Source organism: Bacillus sp. P4_E1 (assembly GCF_056401715.1).
In genome coordinates, this window is record NZ_JBFUIV010000004.1 from 305,300 (window position 1) to 327,428 (window position 22,129).

The following is a 22,129-nucleotide window of genomic DNA, read 5'->3' on the forward strand; positions in this document are numbered from 1 at the left end:
ATTCACTTATACTACAAACGAATTACAGCCGGAATATCTCCTTCTCGTAAAAAGTAAGCAAACACTGTAAATCCAATAATTAATATTGAAAATAATGTTATTATAATTCCACCTGGTAGTATTAGAAAAATAGTATTCAAGCTACTCTTCATAGGGAAAGCAATCGAGTATATTCCTAGCAGAAGACTGATTATAGCAATAGCCACATAAACCACTACCGCATACCATGGATTGAGTTCCAATAAAACAACAGAAATAAATATATACGAAAATAACAGTTGTAGAAACATGCTGCTTCCCATACTTACTAATTCTTTCAATATACCCTCCCCTAAACTACATGGTATATTATCTTAAAAAGAGAAGATAATAACAAATAAATCCTTTAAAGAATGGGAGCTCTCTAAAGATGAAACGAAAAATATTTTCTCTCTTTGCACTAATCTGCTTAGCACTACCAATACAAGCTAGTGCATACACATTTCAATCACTACCAATTGCGTCAAAGTCTAAACAGTGGTATATCGAAATTGACAAATCTCATAACTCAAACAAGCAAGCCGTGCAGCCAAAACAAGGTGTATATGATACGTATAGTTTACTCTTAAAAAATATTGGTAATGATGTTGCAAATGTATCGGTGGAAATACTTGATAACACACCTACATCTAAAGCTACCTTTAATCCTACTTCATCTAATAACAACGTTTCAAAAAGTCATACAAGCTTTGACTACATGGTATTCCCATTAGACTTTAATAGCCATAATTTTAAAGTTGTCATTACTTGGGAAGAAAAGAATTTCTCTTACAACGGTCATCCAGTACATGAGAGTAAAAAAATGAAGCAAACATTTGTGTTTAATGAAGAGTAAGTCCTAATTTGATTAGGGCTTACTCTTTATTTACAAAACCCGATTGAATTGCTTCTGTCACTTCTTTTGCAATATGTATTTTTGTAGCGTCTACACATATTTTTTTGTCCCAAACATGTACGGAAGGCTCTTCATTAGACAAATGCTTAATTAAGATGAATCGATTATATGTCATTTTATTTTCTATAGGAGTAGCAATATACACCGTGAAATTCCTTGCTTCAAATACCTTTTCTCCCAAAACGTATTTACATCCCAACTCATGTACTACTAAATCATGTAGATTTTCTATAGTCATATACCATCCCCCCCTTTTTGCCTACATAATCAATCGAACCGCCGAATACTTGGTACAGACAATGCCATTCCAATTGTTATGAGTACTAAAATAGCTAGCATTATAATTGTTATCTTTCCACCTATTACAGTAGCTAACCAGCCTACAACCACATATCCTAATGGCAATAAAGCAAATGAACCTAACATATCAAGGCTTGCCACTCTTCCAAATGCTTCTTCTGGTACAAGCTCTTGTAAACTTGTTTCCCAAATGAGCCCAAATATCATAATACCGAATCCTTCAATTGCCATTAATCCAATTAAGACAGGTGCCCAAGAAACGAAAGGCATAATTAATAGTGCCATTCCACTTATTAAAACACCGCCATACGCAAGTAATCCTCTCTTATGCCACTGCTGCCTCCCACCAAAAATTAGCGCTGCAATTACAGCTCCAGCACCAGAAGCAGCCATACCCAATCCATATACGTAAGCTTCAAAATGATGATGAACATTAAACAACCATGGAATTAATACAACGATAATGCCTGCATAACAAATATTAACGAAAGAAAAGACTAGAATAGTAATCCACAACCACGGATGGCTTTTTAGAACAAGAATCCCTTCCATAAAATCTTGTTTGTAATTGACTTTATTTCTTTCAAATTTCTGTATTTTATTAAACTTTATTTCTTTTAAAAATAATAAACATAAAAATGATAACAAATACGTTGCTGCATCTAGTCCGAAGCCTATCCCTACAGATGTAACTGATACTATTAACCCACCAAGTGCTGGGCCAATTAATCGTATTCCTTGATTACTCATTTGCGTTAATGCATTAGCTGCATTTCGAATTTCCGGTACAAATACTTTCGCTCTTACAGCTGAATATGCCGGCTGAAATATCCCTTCCATAAGTCCATATAATGCAACAAGTACATATAAAAGTGGAATTGTTAAAATGTCCATAAATATAAGTGTTGCAACTAATAGCATTAATATACAGCGGATTATATCTGTAAATAACATCAATTTCACTCGGTCAATTCGATCCACGACTAATCCAGCAAACGGTAACGCAAGAATATTAGGAAGCATGTACATTGCCATAGTCATTCCCATTACAATTGTTGAACCGGTTAATGAATACACAACGACTGGCAAAATAACCATCGTTATCGAACTACCTAAAGTCGAAAGTAATTGCCCAATCCATAAAAACTTAAAGTGTGGTGACACTTTAACTGGCAATAACAATTTACCGACATAACCTAAAGCTTTCTCTGTTGGTATTTCTCCTTGCATATCTCTCTCCTCTTTTCAAATTAAGTTAATACCAAAAGCACAGAAAATTCAATCTTTAATAACTTTAATTATATATGAAACTGTTAAATTATTGGTAGAAATATAATAAAGAAAATCATAATGAATCTACAAATATTACGTGTTGAATATAAATAAAAAAGGTGTTTTCATATATGAAAACACCTTTCCACTTTATAATTTTAAGTTCTTCTTCAATGTCCAATATTTTTCTGGAGCATTTTCAAGTGAGAATTCTACCCAGCCATTTGGATCTTCACGATATACGTTTACTTTTGTACCATTTTCTAATTTTCCAACTTCATTTTGTGTAACGTTTGGTACACTCTTAATTGGGTTGTTAAACGGGAATGGAACTTGATAGTAAGATCCTACCGACTGAACAGTAGTTTTTGCGTCTTTTACATAATCTTTATATGGAATTGTTTCGCCTAATGCATCTACATTTAATGTATTAGGGTTTTTCGGTAATCGTTTTACATTTTGATAATCTTTGTTATTGAAAGGCTTAATACGTTCCATAATATTAGCGATTTTGCCAGCCCATTCTTTATCAGTTGAATACATTACATTCATCGCAGGTAATGTGTAACCTTTGAAATACTTAGCACCTTGTTCTAAGTAATTCTTTCTCACATAATCAGCATTGTATGAAATACTTAATCCATAAGATGGTAAATATTTTGCATGTGCGAATGGATCCCAATCATACGCTCGTAGTCCAAATAAATTATGTTTACGATATGCAATTTCTGATTTCCCGTATCCAGACTCTAAGATTGCATGTGCTGCTAAATATAAAGAGTTCACGCCATACTCGTTTTGCGCTTTAATAAAGTCTTGTCCAACTCCAACAAGCGGACTATCGGGATGATATCTTTTAATATAATTATCAATCTCTTGAGCTGTTACATTAGAAGGTAATGTTACATCTAAATCGATATATGATGCCATGGCGTTATATAAAAATTGTGCATATTCTTCACGTGTTAAAACACTAGTTGGATTAAATGCACCTGCTCCATTACCTGCAGCAACACCGTTAGACTCTAATGCACTAATCGCTTCATTTGCCCAATGATCTTTCGGAACATCATTAAATGTATGATTAGCTTTTACTTTTAGTTTAAAGGCTTTCTGTAAAATTACAGCCATTTCAGCACGAGTTAAAGATTCTTTCGGTCTAAATGTTCCTTTACCATCACCTACGAAAATCCCCATATCTGTTAAAGTTAAAATTTCATTTTGGAACATTGTCGTTCCTTCGCTAATATCAGAGTATGGATTTTTATATTCGCTTTTCGCTTCTGGTTTTAATGCACGATATATTAATGCGGCTACTTGCTCACGATTTACAACATCCCCGAATCCAAACTTACCATTATCATATCCTGCAATAATTTCTTTTGATGTTAAATTAGTAACTGCTTTATACGACCAATGATCTTTCGGAACGTCTGGAAATTCCTTTTCAGCTGCAAATGAAGTTGCCGGAGCCATCACTACTTGAAGTGCGACTGTCACTGCTAACACATTAGAAATAACTTTTTTCATATTTTTTTTAACACGTTATGTATATGCTTGTCCCGTGTTAACTTGCCTCCCTTTTCAATAAAATTTTCCCTATCAAACTAACAAACTCTTAATTAGTCAACAGTAAAAGTATACGTGATACAAATAAACTAATCTACCATTATTTTATTTGTAATCAGCATAATACGATATATCTTTTTATTTTGATACAAAATTATATAAACTCATATAAAAAGTCCATCATCTCTATATAGATGATGGACTTAACAATTAATATTTTTTATTTAGCTAAACGATATTTTGAAACATCGAAACCTTTCCACTCATAATAATCTAAAATCCCAGCATAAACTGCCTCTGCAGCAATTTGTCTTCCTGATTCAGTAGCTAATTTGCCATTATCTATATTATTATCAATAAAGGCAAGCTCTGTTAAAACTGCTGGTACTGTATTTTTATTTACTACATAAAATGAATGATCATCTTTTATATCTCTATCTCTTGTATGTAGTGCCTCTACTACTCGCTTTTGAATTTTTTTCGCTAATACTTCGCTATCCTTTTCAATCTGTGTCTCTTCTCCACGCTTGGATTTTTTATAATAATATGTTTCCGTTCCATAACCATCATGATTTTGAGAAGAGTTTGCATGAATGCTTACAAATATATCTGCATTGTTCTCTTGACCAAATTTCACTCGATTCACAAGAGACTCATTCTTGTTACTTCCTGGATTTCCGTTCTCTTCACGTGTTAACAAAGCTTTTAAAGGTGTATTTTTTTCTAACAATTGCTGTAATCTTAAAGATATATCAAATACAATTTCACTTTCCTCTACACCTTGCCCTGGATTCCCTGGATCAAATCCTCCATGACCAGGATCAATAATAACTACCTTTTCCACTAATGGATTTCCAACTTGAATTGAGTCAGCCTTTGTAATAAATTGAGCTGCTTCTGCTTTAGTTAGAGTTTTTTCAGGCTCCCATTTGTTACCAGTACCAACAGAAATCCCTAATTCAACTAGGATGTTAGCTTTTGCTTTCCCCCAGCTTTTTTCTAAATCACTGAATTTAGTTGCTGGAGTACCGTTTACTTTAGAATCTAATTTGTAAGCTTCTACAAGTAGAGATGCCATTGAAACGCGGTCGATTTTTCCGTCTGGATCGAATGTGCCGTTATCTTTACCTTTAACAACGCCAGCTTTTTCTACAGCTGCGATGATTGGAGTAGCCCAGTGTTTTTGAGCATCAGCGTAAGATGGTTTAGCACCTGAATCGATTGGTAAGTTTAAGATTTTAGCCATCATTGTAGCTGCTTCTGCACGAGTGATTTCTTTTTCAGGCTCGAACATTCCTGCATCATTACCCTTAACTGCACCTTTTTCTACTAAATAGTTAATAGAATCTTCTGCCCAGTGTTTAGCTGGGACATCTGGAAACGTTTTTGTTTGTGCGAAACTACTAGATGAATAAGATAATATACTAGCTGCTATTACTGCTGCTGCGATTATTCTATTTTTCATAGAATATATTCCCCTCTCAAGTACAAGTTTTTATATAACAGAGTAATTATAGTTCTGAAAATTAGTAATAGTCAATTGTATTTTGTATAATTTTGTCTTATTATTGTATTTTTTGGAACAAATAACTATAGTTAAACTATATGAGACTCATTTTATAAGAGGAGAGATTCGTATGAGTACGAATTGGAAAAGTATCGAACACCGCATTTATACAATGTGTATGATTCAGCATAATAACGAAGTATTACTAATACAACGGCCGGATCATCTAGGCTTCCCTGGTTACATCGCTCCGGGCGGAAAAGTAGATTTCCCAGAAAGTATCGTTCAAGCCGCTATAAGAGAAGTAAAAGAAGAAACTGGATTACTTGTTTCTAATTTAATATTTAAGGGATTAGATGAATACGTAAATCCGAAAGAAAATGTTCGATATATGGTATTTAACTATTGGACAGATTCATTTGAAGGTGAACTCCTTTTGAATCCTCCTGAAGGCGAATTATTATGGGTGCCAATTGATACAGCACTCAATCTTCCTATGCAAGATTGGTTTAAAGAGAGATTCCCATTATTTTTTGAAAAAGGTACGTTTGAAATTCAGCGTGTTTGGGACCGAGACTTGGATAAACAAGTTGCTATGACAATTACCCATACATAAAAAAGCTTGGAATCTCTCCAAGCTTTTCTTACTTTCCCTCTATTTTCTTAATCTCATAATCAATTTCTAAAAACTTAACTCCAAATATCCACATTCTATGATTAGCTTCTAATATTTGATCCTTGCTCTCTTTAATAATAAAAGTCTCTGCTAATGGTAAACGTATTGTAAAGAAACGAGTATGTAAATAAATCCCCTCATCTCCCCTGCCATTCTCTCTTAACTTACTTGTAATGATTAAAGCATTATCATCATTGCATAACTTCAAAATACCAGTCATATTCGAATATGGTAAAGGTAATGCGATATTCATATATGTATCTTTCTTGTATGTATGCTTTGAATAAAGAGCTACAAAAATTGTCTCCCCTGCTTCATTTTTTCTTAGCCAAGCCCTTACATTCTCTCTTCCATCCTTCTCATCTATTATCCCAATGATAGAGCCATGCATCGTTTCCCACTTGCCGCCCATTCCTAAATGTATTTGTCCTACACGCTTACTCATTTTCTCATAACAAAATGCAACCGGACGGAACCAACGAGTCCATTTAATATGCGATTGTAACTCATACTCTTTTGTATTTTCATAAAAACGAATAATACTTAAAGGAATCTTCGCCATGTCAAATGCCTCACTATGAAAATCATTCATTTTATCAACTAAACCTTTGTATTCCTTGCTATCTATTAAATTTCTGTTATGTAAAAATGCTTCACCAACTGTCGCATTTCCTCTTAACCTGCTCATTGTTTTCCCGTAATATTTATAATTCGGAGTACTCTTTTCAATCATCCAACCAACAAATGCTGGTAACGCTACTCCAATTCCATTTACAACACCGTGAATCCAAACCATTTGTGCAATTGTAATCGTCATTACTTGTTTGAAATTTCCGTATGAATATATGAGTGAAAACATTATTGTTACCATAAGTGTACTGGATGAAAGAGTAAGGAGAATCTTTGCACTTATAGCATTGAATTTCGTTCTCCACACGTAAACTCCATATCCATAAATCGCACATAAATATATGAACACTGCAAAAAATTCAAATATCCTTGAGTATGTAATTCCTATCGCAACTGTCATAGGTGAAATGACTATGATAAACATAATAGCATCATACACTTTACTTCTCTTTTCTCTTTTCCTTCCAAGTAAACCAGCTGATAACGGCAATAGAAATGCCGAGTAATGAAAGTGTGCCGCTGTAAGTAAAACAATGTCAGAACTAAAGTGCATAATTGAAACCTTTGCTACTGAAGCAAAAAACCAAAAACCACCTAAAAACAAATAAATAAACGCACTATCGATAGCCGTCTCTTCTATCGGTTTCCATCCTCTTTCTAACAATCTACTTACACCAAATAACGCAACGATTCCTGTATATGCAAACCAAAGTAGCGCAAAGAAATAGTGATTTGTTACGAAAGCTAGCATTGCACTGATTGCTGCGATTGGATATAAAAACGATACAAATTTATAAAATAATACATACGATCCATTTCTTTTTTTCTTGTCAATAATACAAAAAGACATCGGTATAAATAACAAAATAGATAATAAAATAATTGCTTCAACTGGTTTTACATTTGACCACTCACATATTAGAAAAATAATATAGCAAGCAAGCCCAAATAGTATATTTTTCATATCGTTTATTCCCTTTCCACAAATGTTCCCTTATATGAAAATAACGAACCAATTAACGGATTCCGTACTTGTACATGAATTCGAAAACATTGCAGTGCATCATCATAACTTTCAACAATTTTTGCCTCTCCATATAAAAATTTTGGTAACGGGATTTTTCTTCCAAACATAAAAAACCATTGTTTCTTTGAAGAAATATGCATCCCGCCTTTTTCATCAATATAAAAATTCAATGTAGAAACGAGTAAATGTGGCTCACCAAAATAATCTACAATTTCATTATTTTCTTCATCCAACTGCATAACAGCGTTAAAATATCTTTTCTTATTATGAAAATAAAAAGTACGATTCCACCGTACAAACTCATTTCCATGTTCATCTCGCTCAGCGGTATTATGTATCACAAACGGAACTTTTTGCCCTCGCTCAGAGAAAAACATTCGAAACTTCGATGTAATTTTTAATATTAATTTAACGAAAAAAGATCCTCCATAAATTTCATCCATTTCCCCTTCCCCAATAAAGCTATTTTCCTTTGTTATCGCATATCGTTCCTGCAATTTTGGATGAAGCCTTTTATAAGAATCCCTTAATAATCTTTCATAAATATTAACCATATACTTATCCCTTTCTCGTCCTCTTGCAATTTTTTGCGCTTGGCAAATTCGTGCTATTTATATAACCGACAATCGATAACCCTATTAGAAGAAAATTTAATGTAATCGGATTAAACGGTTGCGTAAAACTAGCGATATTCGTCGATCCTGCCGCTAATGTTAAAATTATCAACAATATAATATGCAATATAAATAGTTTTCGCTTTTGAAGTGGCAATAGCCACATAACACCCCATATTATTTCTAAAAATCCAACTATTTTAAGTATAAAAATACTACTTTCATTCGATCCGATTAGTGCAGAAAGCATCTTTACTTCTTCTGAATGAGTAAACATCAATTTCGGTACAATCCCTTGATATAACCATACGAAAGCAAATAAAAAGCAAACTAGCCAATACGTCATCGTTCTTCTAATTAGCAACTTAGGATGAAGTCCCTTTTCTAACCATAATTTTAAAGCATCAAAACTCCATGCTGTCGCCCAACCTAATAGTGGACGAAAAACATATAAATCTATCACATTTCCTATACGACCAAATCTCGTATCATAATCATATTGCGTTTCAAAATGAATATGTTCTTCATTCGGTGTATACTTCCAATAACCACGCCCTATTTGTATAAGTGATAATTGATTGTCTGTCCAAAATTTTAAAGAGGAAATGCGTTCTCCAGTTTCTTTTCTTATTTCACCTATCGATTCCCCTTCTCCGGCTATTTCAAGTCCAAATCCGATCTTTGTTTTATATAAAAACTTCTGTGGTTCTCCCTCTTTTTTTTCTAAATACGAAATCTCAGTAAAACGAGCATCCCACTCTGTATGTATATCAGGCTCTTGTGTATATGCCCATAGTTTCTCCATTGTTGTGTTCATTTCTGTGGCTACATAAATAGGCTTTTTCTTCCCCATCCTTCCACCTCCCATGCGCTATATTTTCAATGTACATGCAATGAATCGATTTTGCTACATTTTTCACAAACTAATTTAATAAAAAGATAGAATTTCAAAAAAATACAAAAAACACTTGATTCCCTGAAAAATTTAAATTATTATAAAACAAATGTTACCAACAACTTCATAAATCATACACTCTCGCCTAAAACGTGAGATAGAGGTTGCAACGCTTATAAGTATTCTAAAGGAGACACAGAGATGTCTATGATTTTAGAGGAAAGGAAGTGTTGCCGAAATTGATAAATTTCTCTGCATTTATCAATTGGGGCTGTTTTCGAATAGAAACAGAACTGTCATATGTACAGACGTGTACGTATGAAGAGCTATCTACAAAAAAGAGATATCATTTTTATGATATTCCTTTTTTGGCGGTTTTTTTATTAGCTCCGTTTTCTGTTTCCCTTTTCCTGTAACAGCACCATCCTCACTTATTTGAGATGGTGTTTTTTGTTTTTCTCTCTGGTAACTACAGGAATATTGGGATTTGTATATGTCCTAACCTATTCTTAAAAATGGACGAAAGAAGGAATTCGTAATGGAAACGATTGTACAAAAATTTGGCGGTACTTCTGTCGGAAGCGTCGAACGCATTCAACATGTAGCAAATTTAATTATTGAAGAATATGAACGAGGACATAGTATTGTCTCTGTCGTTTCAGCAATGGGAAAAAGTACGGATAAACTTGTAGCACTTGCTAAAGCTATTACTGAAAATCCAAGTAAACGTGAAATGGATATGCTCCTATCTACAGGAGAACAAGTAACCATTTCATTATTAACAATGGCACTACAAACAAAAGGTTATAACGCAATTTCATTAACAGGATGGCAAGCTGGTATTACGACAGAATCTGTACATAGTAGTGCACGGATTATTGACATTAACACTACCCGTATTCAGTCTCACCTTACTGAAGGCACGATTGTTATAGTAGCTGGTTTCCAAGGAGTAAGTGAAGAAAATGAAATTACCACACTTGGCCGCGGTGGCTCTGATACGACTGCTGTCGCATTAGCTGCTGCACTAAAAGCAAAAAAATGTGATATTTATACGGATGTGACCGGCGTATATACGACTGATCCACGAGTTGTACAAGATGCTTATAAATTAGATGAAATTTCTTATGACGAAATGTTAGAGCTTGCCAACCTCGGTGCTGGCGTATTACACCCACGCGCTGTTGAATTTGCTAAAAATCATAATGTAATTTTAGAAGTTCGCTCAAGTATGGAACAAGAAAACGGAACAATTGTAAGGGGAGAATGTAACATGGAACAACAATCAATCGTTAAAGGTATTGCATTTGAGGATAATATTACACGCGTCACAATTAAAGGATTAGAACAAGGTGCACTTTCAACAGTTTTCTCTACATTAGCAGCAGCACATATTAATGTGGATATTATTATTCAAAGTATTACAAATGAAGGAACTGTTCACCTCTCCTTCTCAATCCATTCTAATGATTTAAGAGAAACATTAGAAGTATTGGAACAAAATCAAGAAGCACTTCACTACGAATCTGTAGAACATGAAAATCATTTAGCAAAAGTATCAATTGTAGGATCTGGTATGGTATCTAACCCAGGAGTTGCTGCGAATATGTTCACTACTTTAAAAGAAGAAGATATTCATATTAAAATGGTAAGTACATCAGAAATTAAAGTATCTGTCGTTATTGACCGTCTTCATTTAGTAACGGGTGTTGAAGCACTTCATCAATCATTTATGGCGAAAATTGAACCTTTAGTGCAAATGATTTAATTTCCACCAGTAAAACTTACAACAAATTATATGAATCTATTTCCTTCCTATATAAATAGAAAGCTGTTTGCATAGTGGAAAGTGAGAAAAAGGTTATTTAGTTTAAAATAAAGTCGTTTGAAGAACAATAAAATTGTTAAAAAACGGAAGCAAGTCATTCTATTCAACAATCGGGCAGTTATCTCCCACCTAACTTCCTCGCATTCGCCGAATTTTGAGGTGGGAGTCTTATTGCCCGCAAATAGCGGGATAAATTTTTACACATAAGGAGATAAAGACTATGGCAAACAACAGATTACTAAGAATGGACAATGTCAGCATCGTTGTAGAATCTCTTGATAACGCAATCTCTTTCTTCAAGGAGATTGGATTAAAACTCGAAGGGCGAGCTACTGTCGAAGGTGAATGGGCTGGTCGCGTAACTGGACTCGGTTCTCAGTGCGTAGAGATTGCTATGATGGTTACGCCAGATGGTCACAGCCGAATTGAACTTTCGCGATTTCTCACCCCACCTACTATAGCAGATCACCGGACAGCTCCTGTAAACGCCCTCGGTTATCTGCGCGTCATGTTCACCGTCGAGGACATTGACGAAATGGTATCCAGACTTACTAAGCATGGTGCTCAGCTCGTTGGAGAAGTAGTTCAGTATGAGAACTCGTATCGACTCTGCTACATTCGTGGAACCGAAGGAATTCTAATCGGTTTGGCGGAACAACTCAGTAACAAATAAGTAAGTGACGTTTTATAAAAGGCCTTTACTGAAATATACATTACTGAAGTAAAAATATTTGAAGAAAATTCTTATTCAATAAAACTTAGATTTTCAACCCCGTCCTAACTTTAGAACGGGGCTATACTCGTTTGAGCTTTTAAAATTAAATAACTTTATTATCATTTTACACATAGATTTCAAGACTCTATACAAACAGCTTTTTAACATATTACCTATATCTAAAACTCATTATAAAACAATTAGATTATTCGCAGTACCTTTTCCTAGGAAATATAACGGACTCTTCTCACTTCTTATCATATATATCTTTCCCTTTAAATAACGAGCGAAATTCATTCAAAATAACTTTCTTCACGTCGGAATAAAAGACCATCATGAATAGCGCAGCCCCTAATAAAATCTCTTGAATTCCTTCGTAATCAATGAAAGCACTCATAATTAGCAAACCAAATCCAATATAAAAACCAAACTCATTCTCTTTCTCAAAATCCTCATCTTCTTCATCAATATGTATTTTCTCTTTAAAGTTTTGATTCCCTTTTATTAATTCATCGAGCGTAACGTTGTACATTTCGCTCAATAAAATTAAATTATCAATGTCAGGGTAACTTTTATCATTTTCCCACTTATACACAGCTTGCCTAGTTACCCCAATTTTCTTTGCAACATCCTCTTGCGAAAAACCCTTTGACTCTCGTAATTTTTTTAATTGTTCTCCCAAGTTCATAACGCCCCCTCCTTTAACAAATTATTACATAAAAGGAGATGAAAAAGAAAGAAACTATTAGTAACACTCACTGTAAACCAGCAGTTTACACAATAAAAAAGGGAGAGTAACTCTATTTTCGAGCCACTCTCCCTCATATTTCTATTAAAACAAATGAATGTTTTCTTTCTTGCAAGCTTCACGTAAATCGTCAGGCCATACAGAAGATTGAACTTCACCGATATGTGCTTTACGTAAGAAGTACATACACATTCTTGATTGGCCGATACCACCACCAATTGTTAATGGTAGAACGTCTTCTAAAATACCTTTATGGAAATCGTACTCACGTTTGAAGTCTTCACCTGTTTTCGTTAATTGCGCATCAAGTGATTTACTATCAACACGAATTCCCATTGATGATAATTCGAACGAAGCTTGTAGTACTGGGTGCCAGAATAAAATGTCACCGTTTAATTTCCAATCATCATAATCGGACGCGCGTCCATCGTGCTTTTCACCTGAACGGAGTGCATCACCAATTCCAATAATAAAGACTGCACCGTGTTCTTTCGCAATTGCATGTTCACGATCTTTCGGTGTTAATTCTGGATATTTATCTTCCAGTTCTTGAGAAGTAATGAAAACAATTTCTTCTGGTAAATACTTTCCAAGGAACGGATACTTTTCAAATAAGTGATCTTCCAATTCTTTGAATATTCCATAAATTGTTTGTACTGTTTTTTGTAAGTAATCGATAGTACGCCATTCTTTTTGAACGATTTTTTCCCAATCCCATTGGTCAACATAAATGGAATGCGTTGCATCAAGTTCTTCATCACGACGAATCGCGTTCATGTTTGTATATAAACCTTCACCAGCTTCATATCCGTATTCATGTAATGCGAATCTTTTCCACTTCGCTAGTGAATGTACAATTTCTAATTCTTCTCCTGAATGTAACATATCAAATTCAATTGGACGTTCTACACCGTTTAAGTGATCGTTTAATCCTGATTTCTTCGTTACGAATAATGGTGCAGATACGCGGAATAGTTCAAGTCGTTTTGCTAATTGATCCTCAAAAAATGTTTTAACTTCCTTAATTGCGATTTGAGTCTCTCTTACTGTCATTAATGATTGATACATGGTGGTTTCCTCCTAAAATGTTTGGATGTTGTGAAAAGAAGCCAACAAAAAAAGCCCTTCTTTCCCAAAAAACTGGGACGAAAGACTTTGGTTCCGCGGTACCACCCAAATTAGCAACAGAGGTTGCTCACTTATACAATACGGAGATTAAAAAATCTCGATACTGTTCTTCTTGTAACGGCGAAGTTCCCGGCTAAGTCTACTTTCCTATAAAGGATTTCGGTTAGCGACTCCAGGAGGTTCTTCATAATAGGCTTCGTATCAGGCTCACACCGTCCCTGACTCGCTTAAACTACATCCTACTACTACTCGTCCTTTCATAGTCGTTTTATTGTCACATCTCTGAAACATTTTATTAATGATTATTCTATACAAAAAATCGATAAAGTCAACAAAAAGTTTTAAAATATTTTTCAATTCTTTATTTTATGCCTTTACCGACTGTTCTTAATATAACATTTTTATTTCCTTTGTCTCTTCAATCCAAAAAACATTTCACTAATTGAAACTAACATATATACAACAACTAGTGTGATTGTTCGAAATATAGAATCCGCAGTATTTCTTATTATTTTCATTTTCTTTATAATTCCTTTCAGTTTACTCGCAATTTCATGATATACTATAGCATTCAAGCAGTTTGTTTTTATTTAAAGCAAGCATAGTCATTTATCGATAGTATTTTTCTAAAACATTGGCTATTATCAAATCAGATTTTTTATATAACGGAGTGATCATATGAGTAAAACGAAAGCAAAACCGAAAAAAGGTGTAGGACAAGGTACAGGAAGTAAAGGATGGAACCGTTGGCAATCAAGTGCGAAAAAGAAAGCTGCAAAACCATACAAAAGTAAAGGTACAAAGAAATAAAATAAATAGTGGGAGACGAACAACTCCCACTATTTAAAGTTTCACTTTATCTCTTTACTTTGTACAAAACAAAATATAATTATTACAACAAAAAAGCTATGCTTTCATCTCTATGAAAGCATAGCTTTTTGCATATTAAATCATAAGAATATCGCGGATTTCTTCCTCCGTAATAGAAGATAACTTCTCTTCTCCCGGCTCGATAATTTCAGCGATTAAATTTTTCTTACTCTCTTGTAACTCGTGCATTTTTTCTTCAATTGTTCCATGTGCTACTAACTTAATCACTTGCACTGTATTTTTTTGTCCCATTCGATACGCTCTATCCGCAGCTTGTTGTTCAACAGCTGGATTCCACCACAAGTCGTACAATATAACTGTATCTGCACCTGTTAAATTTAGTCCTGTGCCACCAGCTTTTAACGAAATAAGAAATAGATCCCCTTCTCCTTCGTTAAACCGATTGCATAGCTCTACACGTTCTTGCGCTGGTGTACTCCCGTCTAAATAAAAGTATGGAACTGCTTGACGATTTAATTCACGTCCGATTATCGAAAGCATCTTCGTAAATTGGGAAAAGATAAGAATTCTCTTCCCTGTACTTCTGCATTCCTCCAAAATTTCTAGCAGCTGATCAAATTTAGCTGAACTACCTTTATAGTCATCAACAAACAAAGCAGGATGACAACAAATTTGCCGTAGTCTCGTTAAACCAGCTAAAACCCGAATTTTATTTTTACGTAACGTATCTTTATCCAAATGTTTTAACGTTTCTTCTCTTAACTTTGCTAAATAAGCTGCGTAAAGCCTCTTTTGATCTGGTAAAAGTTCTGATGATTGCAAGTGCTCAATTTTTTCTGGGAGTTCGTGTAATACATCACCCTTTAACCTTCTTAACACGAAAGGTTTTACCCGCTTCGCAATATCTTCACGTCTTAAATCACCGAACTCTTTTCTTCCCGGTAATAATTCTGGGAAGACGACGTGGAAGATAGACCATAGCTCTTCTAATGAATTTTCTACAGGTGTTCCTGTTAATCCAAAACGGTACTCCGCCTGCACTGTTTTTACCGCTCTTGCAGTTTGCGTCGTATGATTTTTAAATGCTTGTGCTTCATCAAGAAATAGCGTATGAAATGGCTGCTCATATAACCTTATATCTCTTCTCAGTAGAGGATATGACGTAATGACAACATCAAATTTCGTTATATCTTTTAAAATTTTTCGGCGCTCTGCTTGATTTCCATCGGCAATAACTGCTCTAATATGTGGAGCGAATTTTTTCAACTCACTAAGCCAGTTGTAAACGAGGGACGACGGAGAAACAACTAATATAGGCAGTTTCTTCTCTCGAATTTCCGGCAAAACAGAGTCTATAAAAGCAATACTTTGCAACGTTTTCCCCAGTCCCATATCATCAGCTAAAATGCCGCCAAAACGATAATAGGCAAGTGTTTTCATCCACTGGAATCCGTATGTTTGATACTCTCTCATTATCGCATCTAAACCACTTGGCACCGCAAACTTCAGCTTTTTAGGGTTTTGAATGTTCTCTACCAATTCTTGAACAGACTCATCTAAACTTAATACGTTTCCTTCTTGCAGTGAATTCATCCATTTCACACTACGAATAAGAGGGACATCTATTTCTTCGCCCTTTAAAAATCCTTTTCGAATACTAGATTCTTTTATAAACTGATTAATATCATTAAACTCTTTACTCTCAAGTGATAGTAGAGCACCACTTGCTAAACGATAATATTTTCGTTTCTCTTCAAGTGCCACTAATACCCCTTTAATTTCTGCCTCTGGAATACCTTTTATATCAAAGCGAAATGATAACCAATCAATTCTCTCTTTCCTTCTAACTCTTATAAGAGGAGCTGTGTCTCCCTTATGAATTCGTAATTTGATGGCTGACGTCGCATAAATATCAACTAAACCTTTTAACGTTGGAACAGCATGATATAAAAAGTTATACTCAGCTTCTTCATTATGCATAAAATAACCGCCTTCCGTTTTCGCAAAGGCACTTTCACTCATAATGTCTAAAATCTCTTTTTCCTTTTTCTCATCACGATTAAAAACAGATGGCTGCCCATCCTCTTCTAACGGATTAATCACGACGTTTCCATAATGAAATTCGAGACCTGCTAACAAACGATTTTTCACTCGATCTAAATACAATTTTGCTTTTAATGCGGGTGTTTCAACACGATCTGATACTACCTCATCTATTCGCACAGTTCCTAGCTTCATTAACCCTGGTACAACTTTTGCTACAAAGTGCTCCATCTTATCTGCTGGAATATACAATTGGTTACTACTAGAACGATTCATCATTTTTTGTAATTCGATAAGTCGCTTACAATCCTCAGCATTCAACTGATACAGTTTCCCTCCAAATAGAGCATAACTATACGTATCCATTACTTCTACTTGTTGTAAGCCGTCAATATAAAGTGTAAACCCACCGTTACTCCCTTTATTAAACTCAAAATGTAAAGGAAGTAGCCCTTTTGAAATTTGTAAACCGTGAAAAGATTTTCCATCTTGATTAAGTCCCACAAACTCAACTTTAGAAAGTAAAGAAAGCATATCCTTCCATGAAGCTGGCGGTATTAAAATCATACTATCATCTTGTTTTGCATGTACTTCCAGTGTATCCTCATACATTTTTTCATTATGATAAATTTTAATGAGCTGCTGAATAATCGCATCGGTTTCTTGCTTAAAGCTATGTACATCCGGTGTATATGTAAATTTATTCGAACAATTATAGGACTCTCTTTTCTCCACATTGGAAAGAAATTCTCTAATATGATTTACAAAATACATCTTGGCGAGTTTAAACTGAATACCTAGCAGTGCCCCACCATTTTTCGTAACTACTGGCGTACATATAAATTCAACATGAAGTATTTCACGTGTATCAAAACGGTGTTGTTTACTTTTTGGTCTTAATGGTTTTTCTGCAAATAAATGAAACATCCCGCTTGTTAATTGATCATTTCCACTCATATTCCCGCTACTAAGAGGCACCATTCCACCGGTTTGCTGATTATAATTTATTTGTATCAATACTGCCGCAACATGTTGACAGTATGTTTGAAAAGACGCTAACGAAGGACAACTACATTTCGCAACAACATCACCTTTTTTAGCTTTTTCTACTGTAACATGAAAATCTTCGTTCCCTTTTACCGTCGCTTCGCAAATTTCTTTATTTTCATCATAATGATTTATTATTACTTTATTTGATTTATAATAAGCTTCGCCTCTTTTATATGAGGTTTCTCCGCATACTTCTTTAATAATCGATTTATTTAATGTAAAACCCATTGTTTTGACACTTCCTTACTTTAAAACCAGTTTCTCTTAACTAACATTTTACATGCTCCAAGAGAAAATATAAAATGTAGATTTAATAAAAAAAGATGCTTGTATATAAGCACCTTTTTTCACTCTATCTCCATCAACCTTTTCGCCTCAAAATACAACACTTGAATAAATTTCTTCGTATTAATTCGTATATGGCCAGAAGTTGCTACTTCATCTTTTTTCATTTCTGTCATTCGTTTTCTAACTACAGTGAAATCAAAAAATTTCGGAGCATAGCTTTCAAATTTCGGATTTGAAAAGTCTGTTAATCCAAGGGAAGCTAAGTGATTTAACGATTGATAAATCGCTCTACGTACCCTTTGTTCAGATGCTTTTCTCTCCTTATCTATATCTGCATCTGAAGCTATATTCTCTAATTTTCTTATAGTTATATGGTGAAAGATATCTTTTAGCGCAGGAAATCCAAATTCAAACGTTTGCTCTTTTTCTTGTCCATATAAATATTCCAACATACTAAGTAAATCTTTACTTCCATTCTCTCCCGCAATACCGAGTTCTGATAATAAATAGCGCCCTGAATCTGCTATTCTTTTTCCTTCCTGCATTGGCTCATTTCGAACTTGCGGCTGTTCCCACTTAAAAACGTTATTCAATGATTTTTGAATATCATGTATAGAGCGCTCTAAACGAATACGTTCCATTACTTTACGTACAACAGATATAACCTCAATTTTATTTAATGGTTTCGTAATATAATATTCAACACCAAGTGTATACGCCTCACCAATAAGCTGTTTCGATTCAACTTGAGAAATCATGATGATTTTCCCTGAAAAAGAGGACGCAATATGCCGAACTGTTTCAATCCCGTCTCGCATTGGCATTAATAAATCAATAAATAAAATATCTACTTTTTTAAAATTTAGTTGGTCGGCTTCAATAAAAGCTCCGTCTTCCGATTCTCCAATTACTTCCCCAAGATCACCATCTTCAATAATTTGTGAAAGCATAGAGCGGAAAACTTCATCATCATCTACGATATAATAAAACAACTTCATTCTCCTTCCCGCTTTAAACTGCACTCCGGTAAACAAACGACAAACTTACACCCTCCGCCAGTTTCTCGGTCTTCTAATCTCACTTCTCCTCCGAGCTCTGTTACCATTTCGTTTATGTAAGAAAGTCCAATTCCTGTTGATGGTGTTCCCGTTTGATCATACTTTGAAGTAAATCCAGGCTTAAATACTAATTTCTTATATTTTTGTGCAATACCAGGTCCATCATCAATTACTTCAAAGAATATATGGTTATCAAGTTTATATAACTTAATAATAATAACGCCATTATCCGCAATTGCTTCAACTGCATTTGCAACTAAATTATTAAAAATTGATAAGACCGTGTACACATGATATTCTGCATGCTCACCTTCTATATGTTTAGAAAAACGTATATCTTTTCCCAACATTTCAGCGTACTTCTCATTTATTCTCACAATCATTTCCGCAAGCTCATGTCCTTCTACATACTCAGCCACATTTTTATCTAATAACAGTTTAGATAATCCTGCAAAAATTCTTTGATTATCCTTTTTTATTTCATGTACTTCTCCCGCTATTTTCAATGCTGTTTTACTACTCGAATCATCGTTCGCTTGTAAATTCCGATATAATTGATACGCTGTTTGTGTAATTAACTCCGCATTTTGTAACGTTTTTTTCAAATGAACAGATTCCACATATAAGTTAGAAAGATGCAGCAACATTTTTTCATTTTCTTTTCGCACTTGTGATTCTTTTAATTTTGTTTCATACAAGATCATCATATTTAAAAAACCAAGCGCAAAAAAACTACGAAAAATAGCAATAATAATTAGTTTATTCACTTCAGAAACTATTATCGTTGTCCCCAGCACTAACATATGATAAAACGCAAGTTCAGACATACTTGCGATAATTTCAATTGTAATTCCAAGACATCCTATCACAATTGGCTTCTGATGAAACTTATTCACCCTACAAAGCGAAAAAAGACTTCCATAAATAAAATAATAAAAGAACACAGGATAACGCAAATAAAATGATTCTGTCATATGGAATGAACCTTGCAATACCCAGTCAAGACATACACGAAATAAGACTACAGATATACCTACAAGAATACCTGCAGCTGCTGCTGGCACTCTTCTTAAAAATAGTAATAAAAAGAAGAAAAGCGGTGTCCCGAAACTAACACGAAACATATCATTAAAAGGATGAAAATTCAGCTCTCCAGCAATCGGAACAACAACCATTAATATAATTAAAAGATACATATCTTTCTTCCATAATTGATTCCAATTCAAAGGTGCCACTTCCTATGCTTTTTTTCAATTGTAAAAGTGAAAGCCCGCTTATAATTATAAACGGGCTTTATTTCTATATTCTAACCTTTTCTACCGCTTTTATTTGGCGATACTCCGGTTCCCATATTGCTTCTTTTACTGCAATCTTAATATCGTCATCACTTAAGTTCTCTCTAGCAACACCTTCTGCAACTGCGACTTTCGCTACTTCAATCGCAACCAGTTCAGAGATATTACGTAACTCTTCAACTTCTGGCAAAATGGGCGCTCCTGGCTGACTTGTATCTACCATACTTGCAACTGCTTCTGCTGCTGCTGCGAACATTCCATCCGTCATGACGCTTGCACGAACAACAATTGTACCAAGACCTAGTCCTGGGAAAATAAGTGCGTTATTTGACTGTCCAATCACATACGTTACACCGTTATATGTAACCGGTTCAAACGGACTTCCTGTTGCAACTAATGCTTTTCCTTCTGTCCACTCGATTAAATCTGCTGGTTTCGCTTCAGCAAGTGGCGTTGGATTCGACATTGGTAAAATGATTGGTCTTTCTACATGAGAAGCCATTTCTTTAATAATTTCCTCTTTAAATGCGCCTGCAACAGTAGATGTACCAATTAAAATTGTCGGTTTTACATGTTTCACAACTTCAGCAAGTCCGATAGCATCATTTTGTTTCCAATCACTTACTTCAGCTTCTTTTCTTGCATATGGAATTTGGAAATCAAGAAGATCTTCCATATTATCTGTAACCAACCCATTACGGTCAATACACCAGAAACGATTATGTGATTCTTCGTCTGATAAGCCGACACGAACCATTGCATCTCTTACTTGATCTGCGATACCGATTCCAGCCGTACCAGCACCAAACACAACTACACGGTGTTCACTTAACGGTACACCAGAAGCTTTTACTGCCGATAATACAGCAGCAAGTGAAACTGCCCCTGTACCTTGAATATCATCATTAAACGTACAAACGTCATGACGATATTTATCTAAAATTTTTCGTGCATTTCGAGAACTGAAGTCTTCCCAATGTAGAAGTGCTTTCGGGAATTGTTTATTTACCGCTTGAACAAACGTATCAATAAATTCATCGTAAGCTTCACCTGTTATACGAGGGTGACGATTTCCAATATAAAATGGATTGTTTAATAATTCCTCACGATTTGTACCTACATCTAAAATTACCGGTAATACACGGCTAGGATCGATTCCAACTGCGGCCGTATATACAGCCAATTTCCCGATTGCGATGTTAATTCCACCAACACCCCAATCACCAATTCCTAATATACCTTCTCCATCCGTTACAACGACTAAATCAATGTTTTCAGCTGTTGCACCGATATTTGCAAATGCATCTTCAATACCTGATGGATCGTTAATTGATAAATAAATGCCACGTGGTTTACGGTATTCATGACTATATCTTTGAATTGCTACACCTACAGTTGGTGTATATACAATCGGTAACATTTCACGTAAATGCTCTGTTAAAATACGATAAAATAACACTTCATTTCGATCATGTAACGCTGTTAAGTATACATTCTTTAATAAATCATCCGGCTGAGAACTAAATTGTTCATATGCTCGGCGTGCTTGCTCTTCTAACGTTAAAACCGCTGGCGGTAATAACCCTTTTAAACCTAACTCTTCTCTTTCCTCTTGTGTGAAAGCTACCCCTTTATTTAAAAGTGGTGTTGATAATACTTCTGCTCCTCTTAATGTTGTTTCTAATGCACCATTAGAAGCCACTGTAAACTTACTCATAACA

General features: G+C 34.7%; 19 protein-coding genes, 1 riboswitch and 1 other annotated feature. Of the genes, 5 read left to right on the top strand and 14 right to left on the bottom strand.

Going from position 1 to position 22,129, the window contains the following annotated elements; translation table 11 throughout:
• Nucleotides 1–11: 11 nt before the first annotated feature.
• The gene (locus tag AC1DS7_RS07875; RefSeq protein ID WP_016103117.1) at nt 12–320 is read right to left on the bottom strand and encodes a hypothetical protein; all 309 of its coding nucleotides are present in this window, start codon (nt 318–320) and stop codon (nt 12–14) included.
• A gap of 89 nt (nt 321–409) precedes the next feature.
• Between AC1DS7_RS07875 and AC1DS7_RS07880 the strand changes: the two genes are divergently transcribed.
• Nucleotides 410–874 (top strand): hypothetical protein, encoded by a 465-nt coding sequence (locus AC1DS7_RS07880; protein WP_002086342.1) that lies wholly within the window; start codon nt 410–412, stop codon nt 872–874.
• A gap of 19 nt (nt 875–893) precedes the next feature.
• Here AC1DS7_RS07880 and AC1DS7_RS07885 read toward each other — a convergent pair whose 3' ends face one another.
• The 4 genes from AC1DS7_RS07885 to AC1DS7_RS07900 all read right to left on the bottom strand — a co-directional run bounded on the left by AC1DS7_RS07885 (nt 894) and on the right by AC1DS7_RS07900 (nt 5,540).
• Nucleotides 894–1,172, bottom strand: coding sequence for a hypothetical protein (locus AC1DS7_RS07885; protein WP_002135550.1), 279 nt, complete (start codon nt 1,170–1,172; stop codon nt 894–896).
• A 29-nt stretch (nt 1,173–1,201) separates the two neighbouring features.
• A complete protein-coding gene (locus AC1DS7_RS07890; protein ID WP_476998892.1) occupies nt 1,202–2,464 on the bottom strand; it encodes an MFS transporter in 1,263 nt (420 codons plus the stop codon).
• Between the two features lie 192 nt (nt 2,465–2,656).
• Nucleotides 2,657–4,036, bottom strand: a complete 1,380-nt coding sequence (locus AC1DS7_RS07895) for an S-layer homology domain-containing protein (RefSeq protein ID WP_476998893.1) — start codon at nt 4,034–4,036, stop codon at nt 2,657–2,659.
• A 259-nt stretch (nt 4,037–4,295) separates the two neighbouring features.
• Nucleotides 4,296–5,540, bottom strand: coding sequence for an N-acetylmuramoyl-L-alanine amidase (locus AC1DS7_RS07900; RefSeq protein WP_016103114.1), 1,245 nt, complete (start codon nt 5,538–5,540; stop codon nt 4,296–4,298).
• Between the two features lie 172 nt (nt 5,541–5,712).
• Here AC1DS7_RS07900 and AC1DS7_RS07905 point away from each other — a divergent pair, with 172 nt between their 5' ends.
• Complete coding sequence (locus AC1DS7_RS07905) at nt 5,713–6,198, top strand: 8-oxo-dGTP diphosphatase (protein WP_016103113.1); 486 nt, start codon at nt 5,713–5,715, stop codon at nt 6,196–6,198.
• A 28-nt stretch (nt 6,199–6,226) separates the two neighbouring features.
• On the opposite strand, the gene AC1DS7_RS07910 is transcribed toward AC1DS7_RS07905, so the two are convergent.
• The 3 genes from AC1DS7_RS07910 to AC1DS7_RS07920 are packed head-to-tail and all read right to left on the bottom strand — an operon-like array spanning nt 6,227 to nt 9,382.
• On the bottom strand, nt 6,227–7,852 hold the full coding sequence (locus AC1DS7_RS07910) for a YndJ family protein (protein ID WP_476998894.1): 1,626 nt from the start codon (nt 7,850–7,852) through the stop codon (nt 6,227–6,229).
• A 5-nt stretch (nt 7,853–7,857) separates the two neighbouring features.
• A complete protein-coding gene (locus AC1DS7_RS07915) occupies nt 7,858–8,469 on the bottom strand; it encodes a DUF4166 domain-containing protein (RefSeq protein WP_476998895.1) in 612 nt (203 codons plus the stop codon).
• Nucleotides 8,470–8,473: 4 nt separating this feature from the next.
• The gene (locus AC1DS7_RS07920) at nt 8,474–9,382 is read right to left on the bottom strand and encodes a DoxX-like family protein (RefSeq protein ID WP_476998896.1); all 909 of its coding nucleotides are present in this window, start codon (nt 9,380–9,382) and stop codon (nt 8,474–8,476) included.
• Between the two features lie 192 nt (nt 9,383–9,574).
• Nucleotides 9,575–9,761: riboswitch (Lysine riboswitch) on the top strand.
• A 201-nt stretch (nt 9,762–9,962) separates the two neighbouring features.
• Between AC1DS7_RS07920 and AC1DS7_RS07925 the strand changes: the two genes are divergently transcribed.
• Both AC1DS7_RS07925 and AC1DS7_RS07930 read left to right on the top strand, forming a co-directional pair.
• On the top strand, nt 9,963–11,192 hold the full coding sequence (locus tag AC1DS7_RS07925; protein WP_476998897.1) for an aspartate kinase: 1,230 nt from the start codon (nt 9,963–9,965) through the stop codon (nt 11,190–11,192).
• A 280-nt stretch (nt 11,193–11,472) separates the two neighbouring features.
• A complete protein-coding gene (locus tag AC1DS7_RS07930) occupies nt 11,473–11,925 on the top strand; it encodes a VOC family protein (protein ID WP_088039161.1) in 453 nt (150 codons plus the stop codon).
• Between the two features lie 289 nt (nt 11,926–12,214).
• Here AC1DS7_RS07930 and AC1DS7_RS07935 read toward each other — a convergent pair whose 3' ends face one another.
• Together AC1DS7_RS07935 and asnA are read right to left on the bottom strand one after the other, a co-directional pair.
• Nucleotides 12,215–12,655, bottom strand: coding sequence for a helix-turn-helix domain-containing protein (locus tag AC1DS7_RS07935; RefSeq protein ID WP_061688938.1), 441 nt, complete (start codon nt 12,653–12,655; stop codon nt 12,215–12,217).
• Between the two features lie 144 nt (nt 12,656–12,799).
• On the bottom strand, nt 12,800–13,783 hold the full coding sequence (gene asnA / locus AC1DS7_RS07940; protein ID WP_476998898.1) for an aspartate--ammonia ligase: 984 nt from the start codon (nt 13,781–13,783) through the stop codon (nt 12,800–12,802).
• 70 nt (nt 13,784–13,853) lie between these two features.
• Nucleotides 13,854–14,113 (bottom strand) — a binding site (T-box leader).
• Nucleotides 14,114–14,521: 408 nt separating this feature from the next.
• On the opposite strand from asnA, the gene AC1DS7_RS07945 reads away from it, so the two are divergent.
• Nucleotides 14,522–14,653 (top strand): DUF3934 family protein, encoded by a 132-nt coding sequence (locus tag AC1DS7_RS07945; protein WP_000047589.1) that lies wholly within the window; start codon nt 14,522–14,524, stop codon nt 14,651–14,653.
• Between the two features lie 135 nt (nt 14,654–14,788).
• Here the strand turns inward: AC1DS7_RS07945 and AC1DS7_RS07950 are convergent, their stop codons facing one another.
• The 4 genes from AC1DS7_RS07950 to malS form a co-directional block, all read right to left on the bottom strand.
• Entirely contained in the window at nt 14,789–17,995 is a 3,207-nt protein-coding gene (locus tag AC1DS7_RS07950) for a DEAD/DEAH box helicase (protein ID WP_476998899.1), read from the bottom strand.
• Nucleotides 17,996–18,114: 119 nt separating this feature from the next.
• Nucleotides 18,115–19,047, bottom strand: a complete 933-nt coding sequence (locus tag AC1DS7_RS07955; protein WP_476998915.1) for a response regulator — start codon at nt 19,045–19,047, stop codon at nt 18,115–18,117.
• A 2-nt stretch (nt 19,048–19,049) separates the two neighbouring features.
• Complete coding sequence (locus AC1DS7_RS07960; protein ID WP_476998900.1) at nt 19,050–20,348, bottom strand: ATP-binding protein; 1,299 nt, start codon at nt 20,346–20,348, stop codon at nt 19,050–19,052.
• A gap of 64 nt (nt 20,349–20,412) precedes the next feature.
• Nucleotides 20,413–22,125, bottom strand: a complete 1,713-nt coding sequence (malS, locus tag AC1DS7_RS07965; protein WP_002012227.1) for an oxaloacetate-decarboxylating malate dehydrogenase — start codon at nt 22,123–22,125, stop codon at nt 20,413–20,415.
• Between the last annotated feature and the right edge of the window lie 4 nt (nt 22,126–22,129).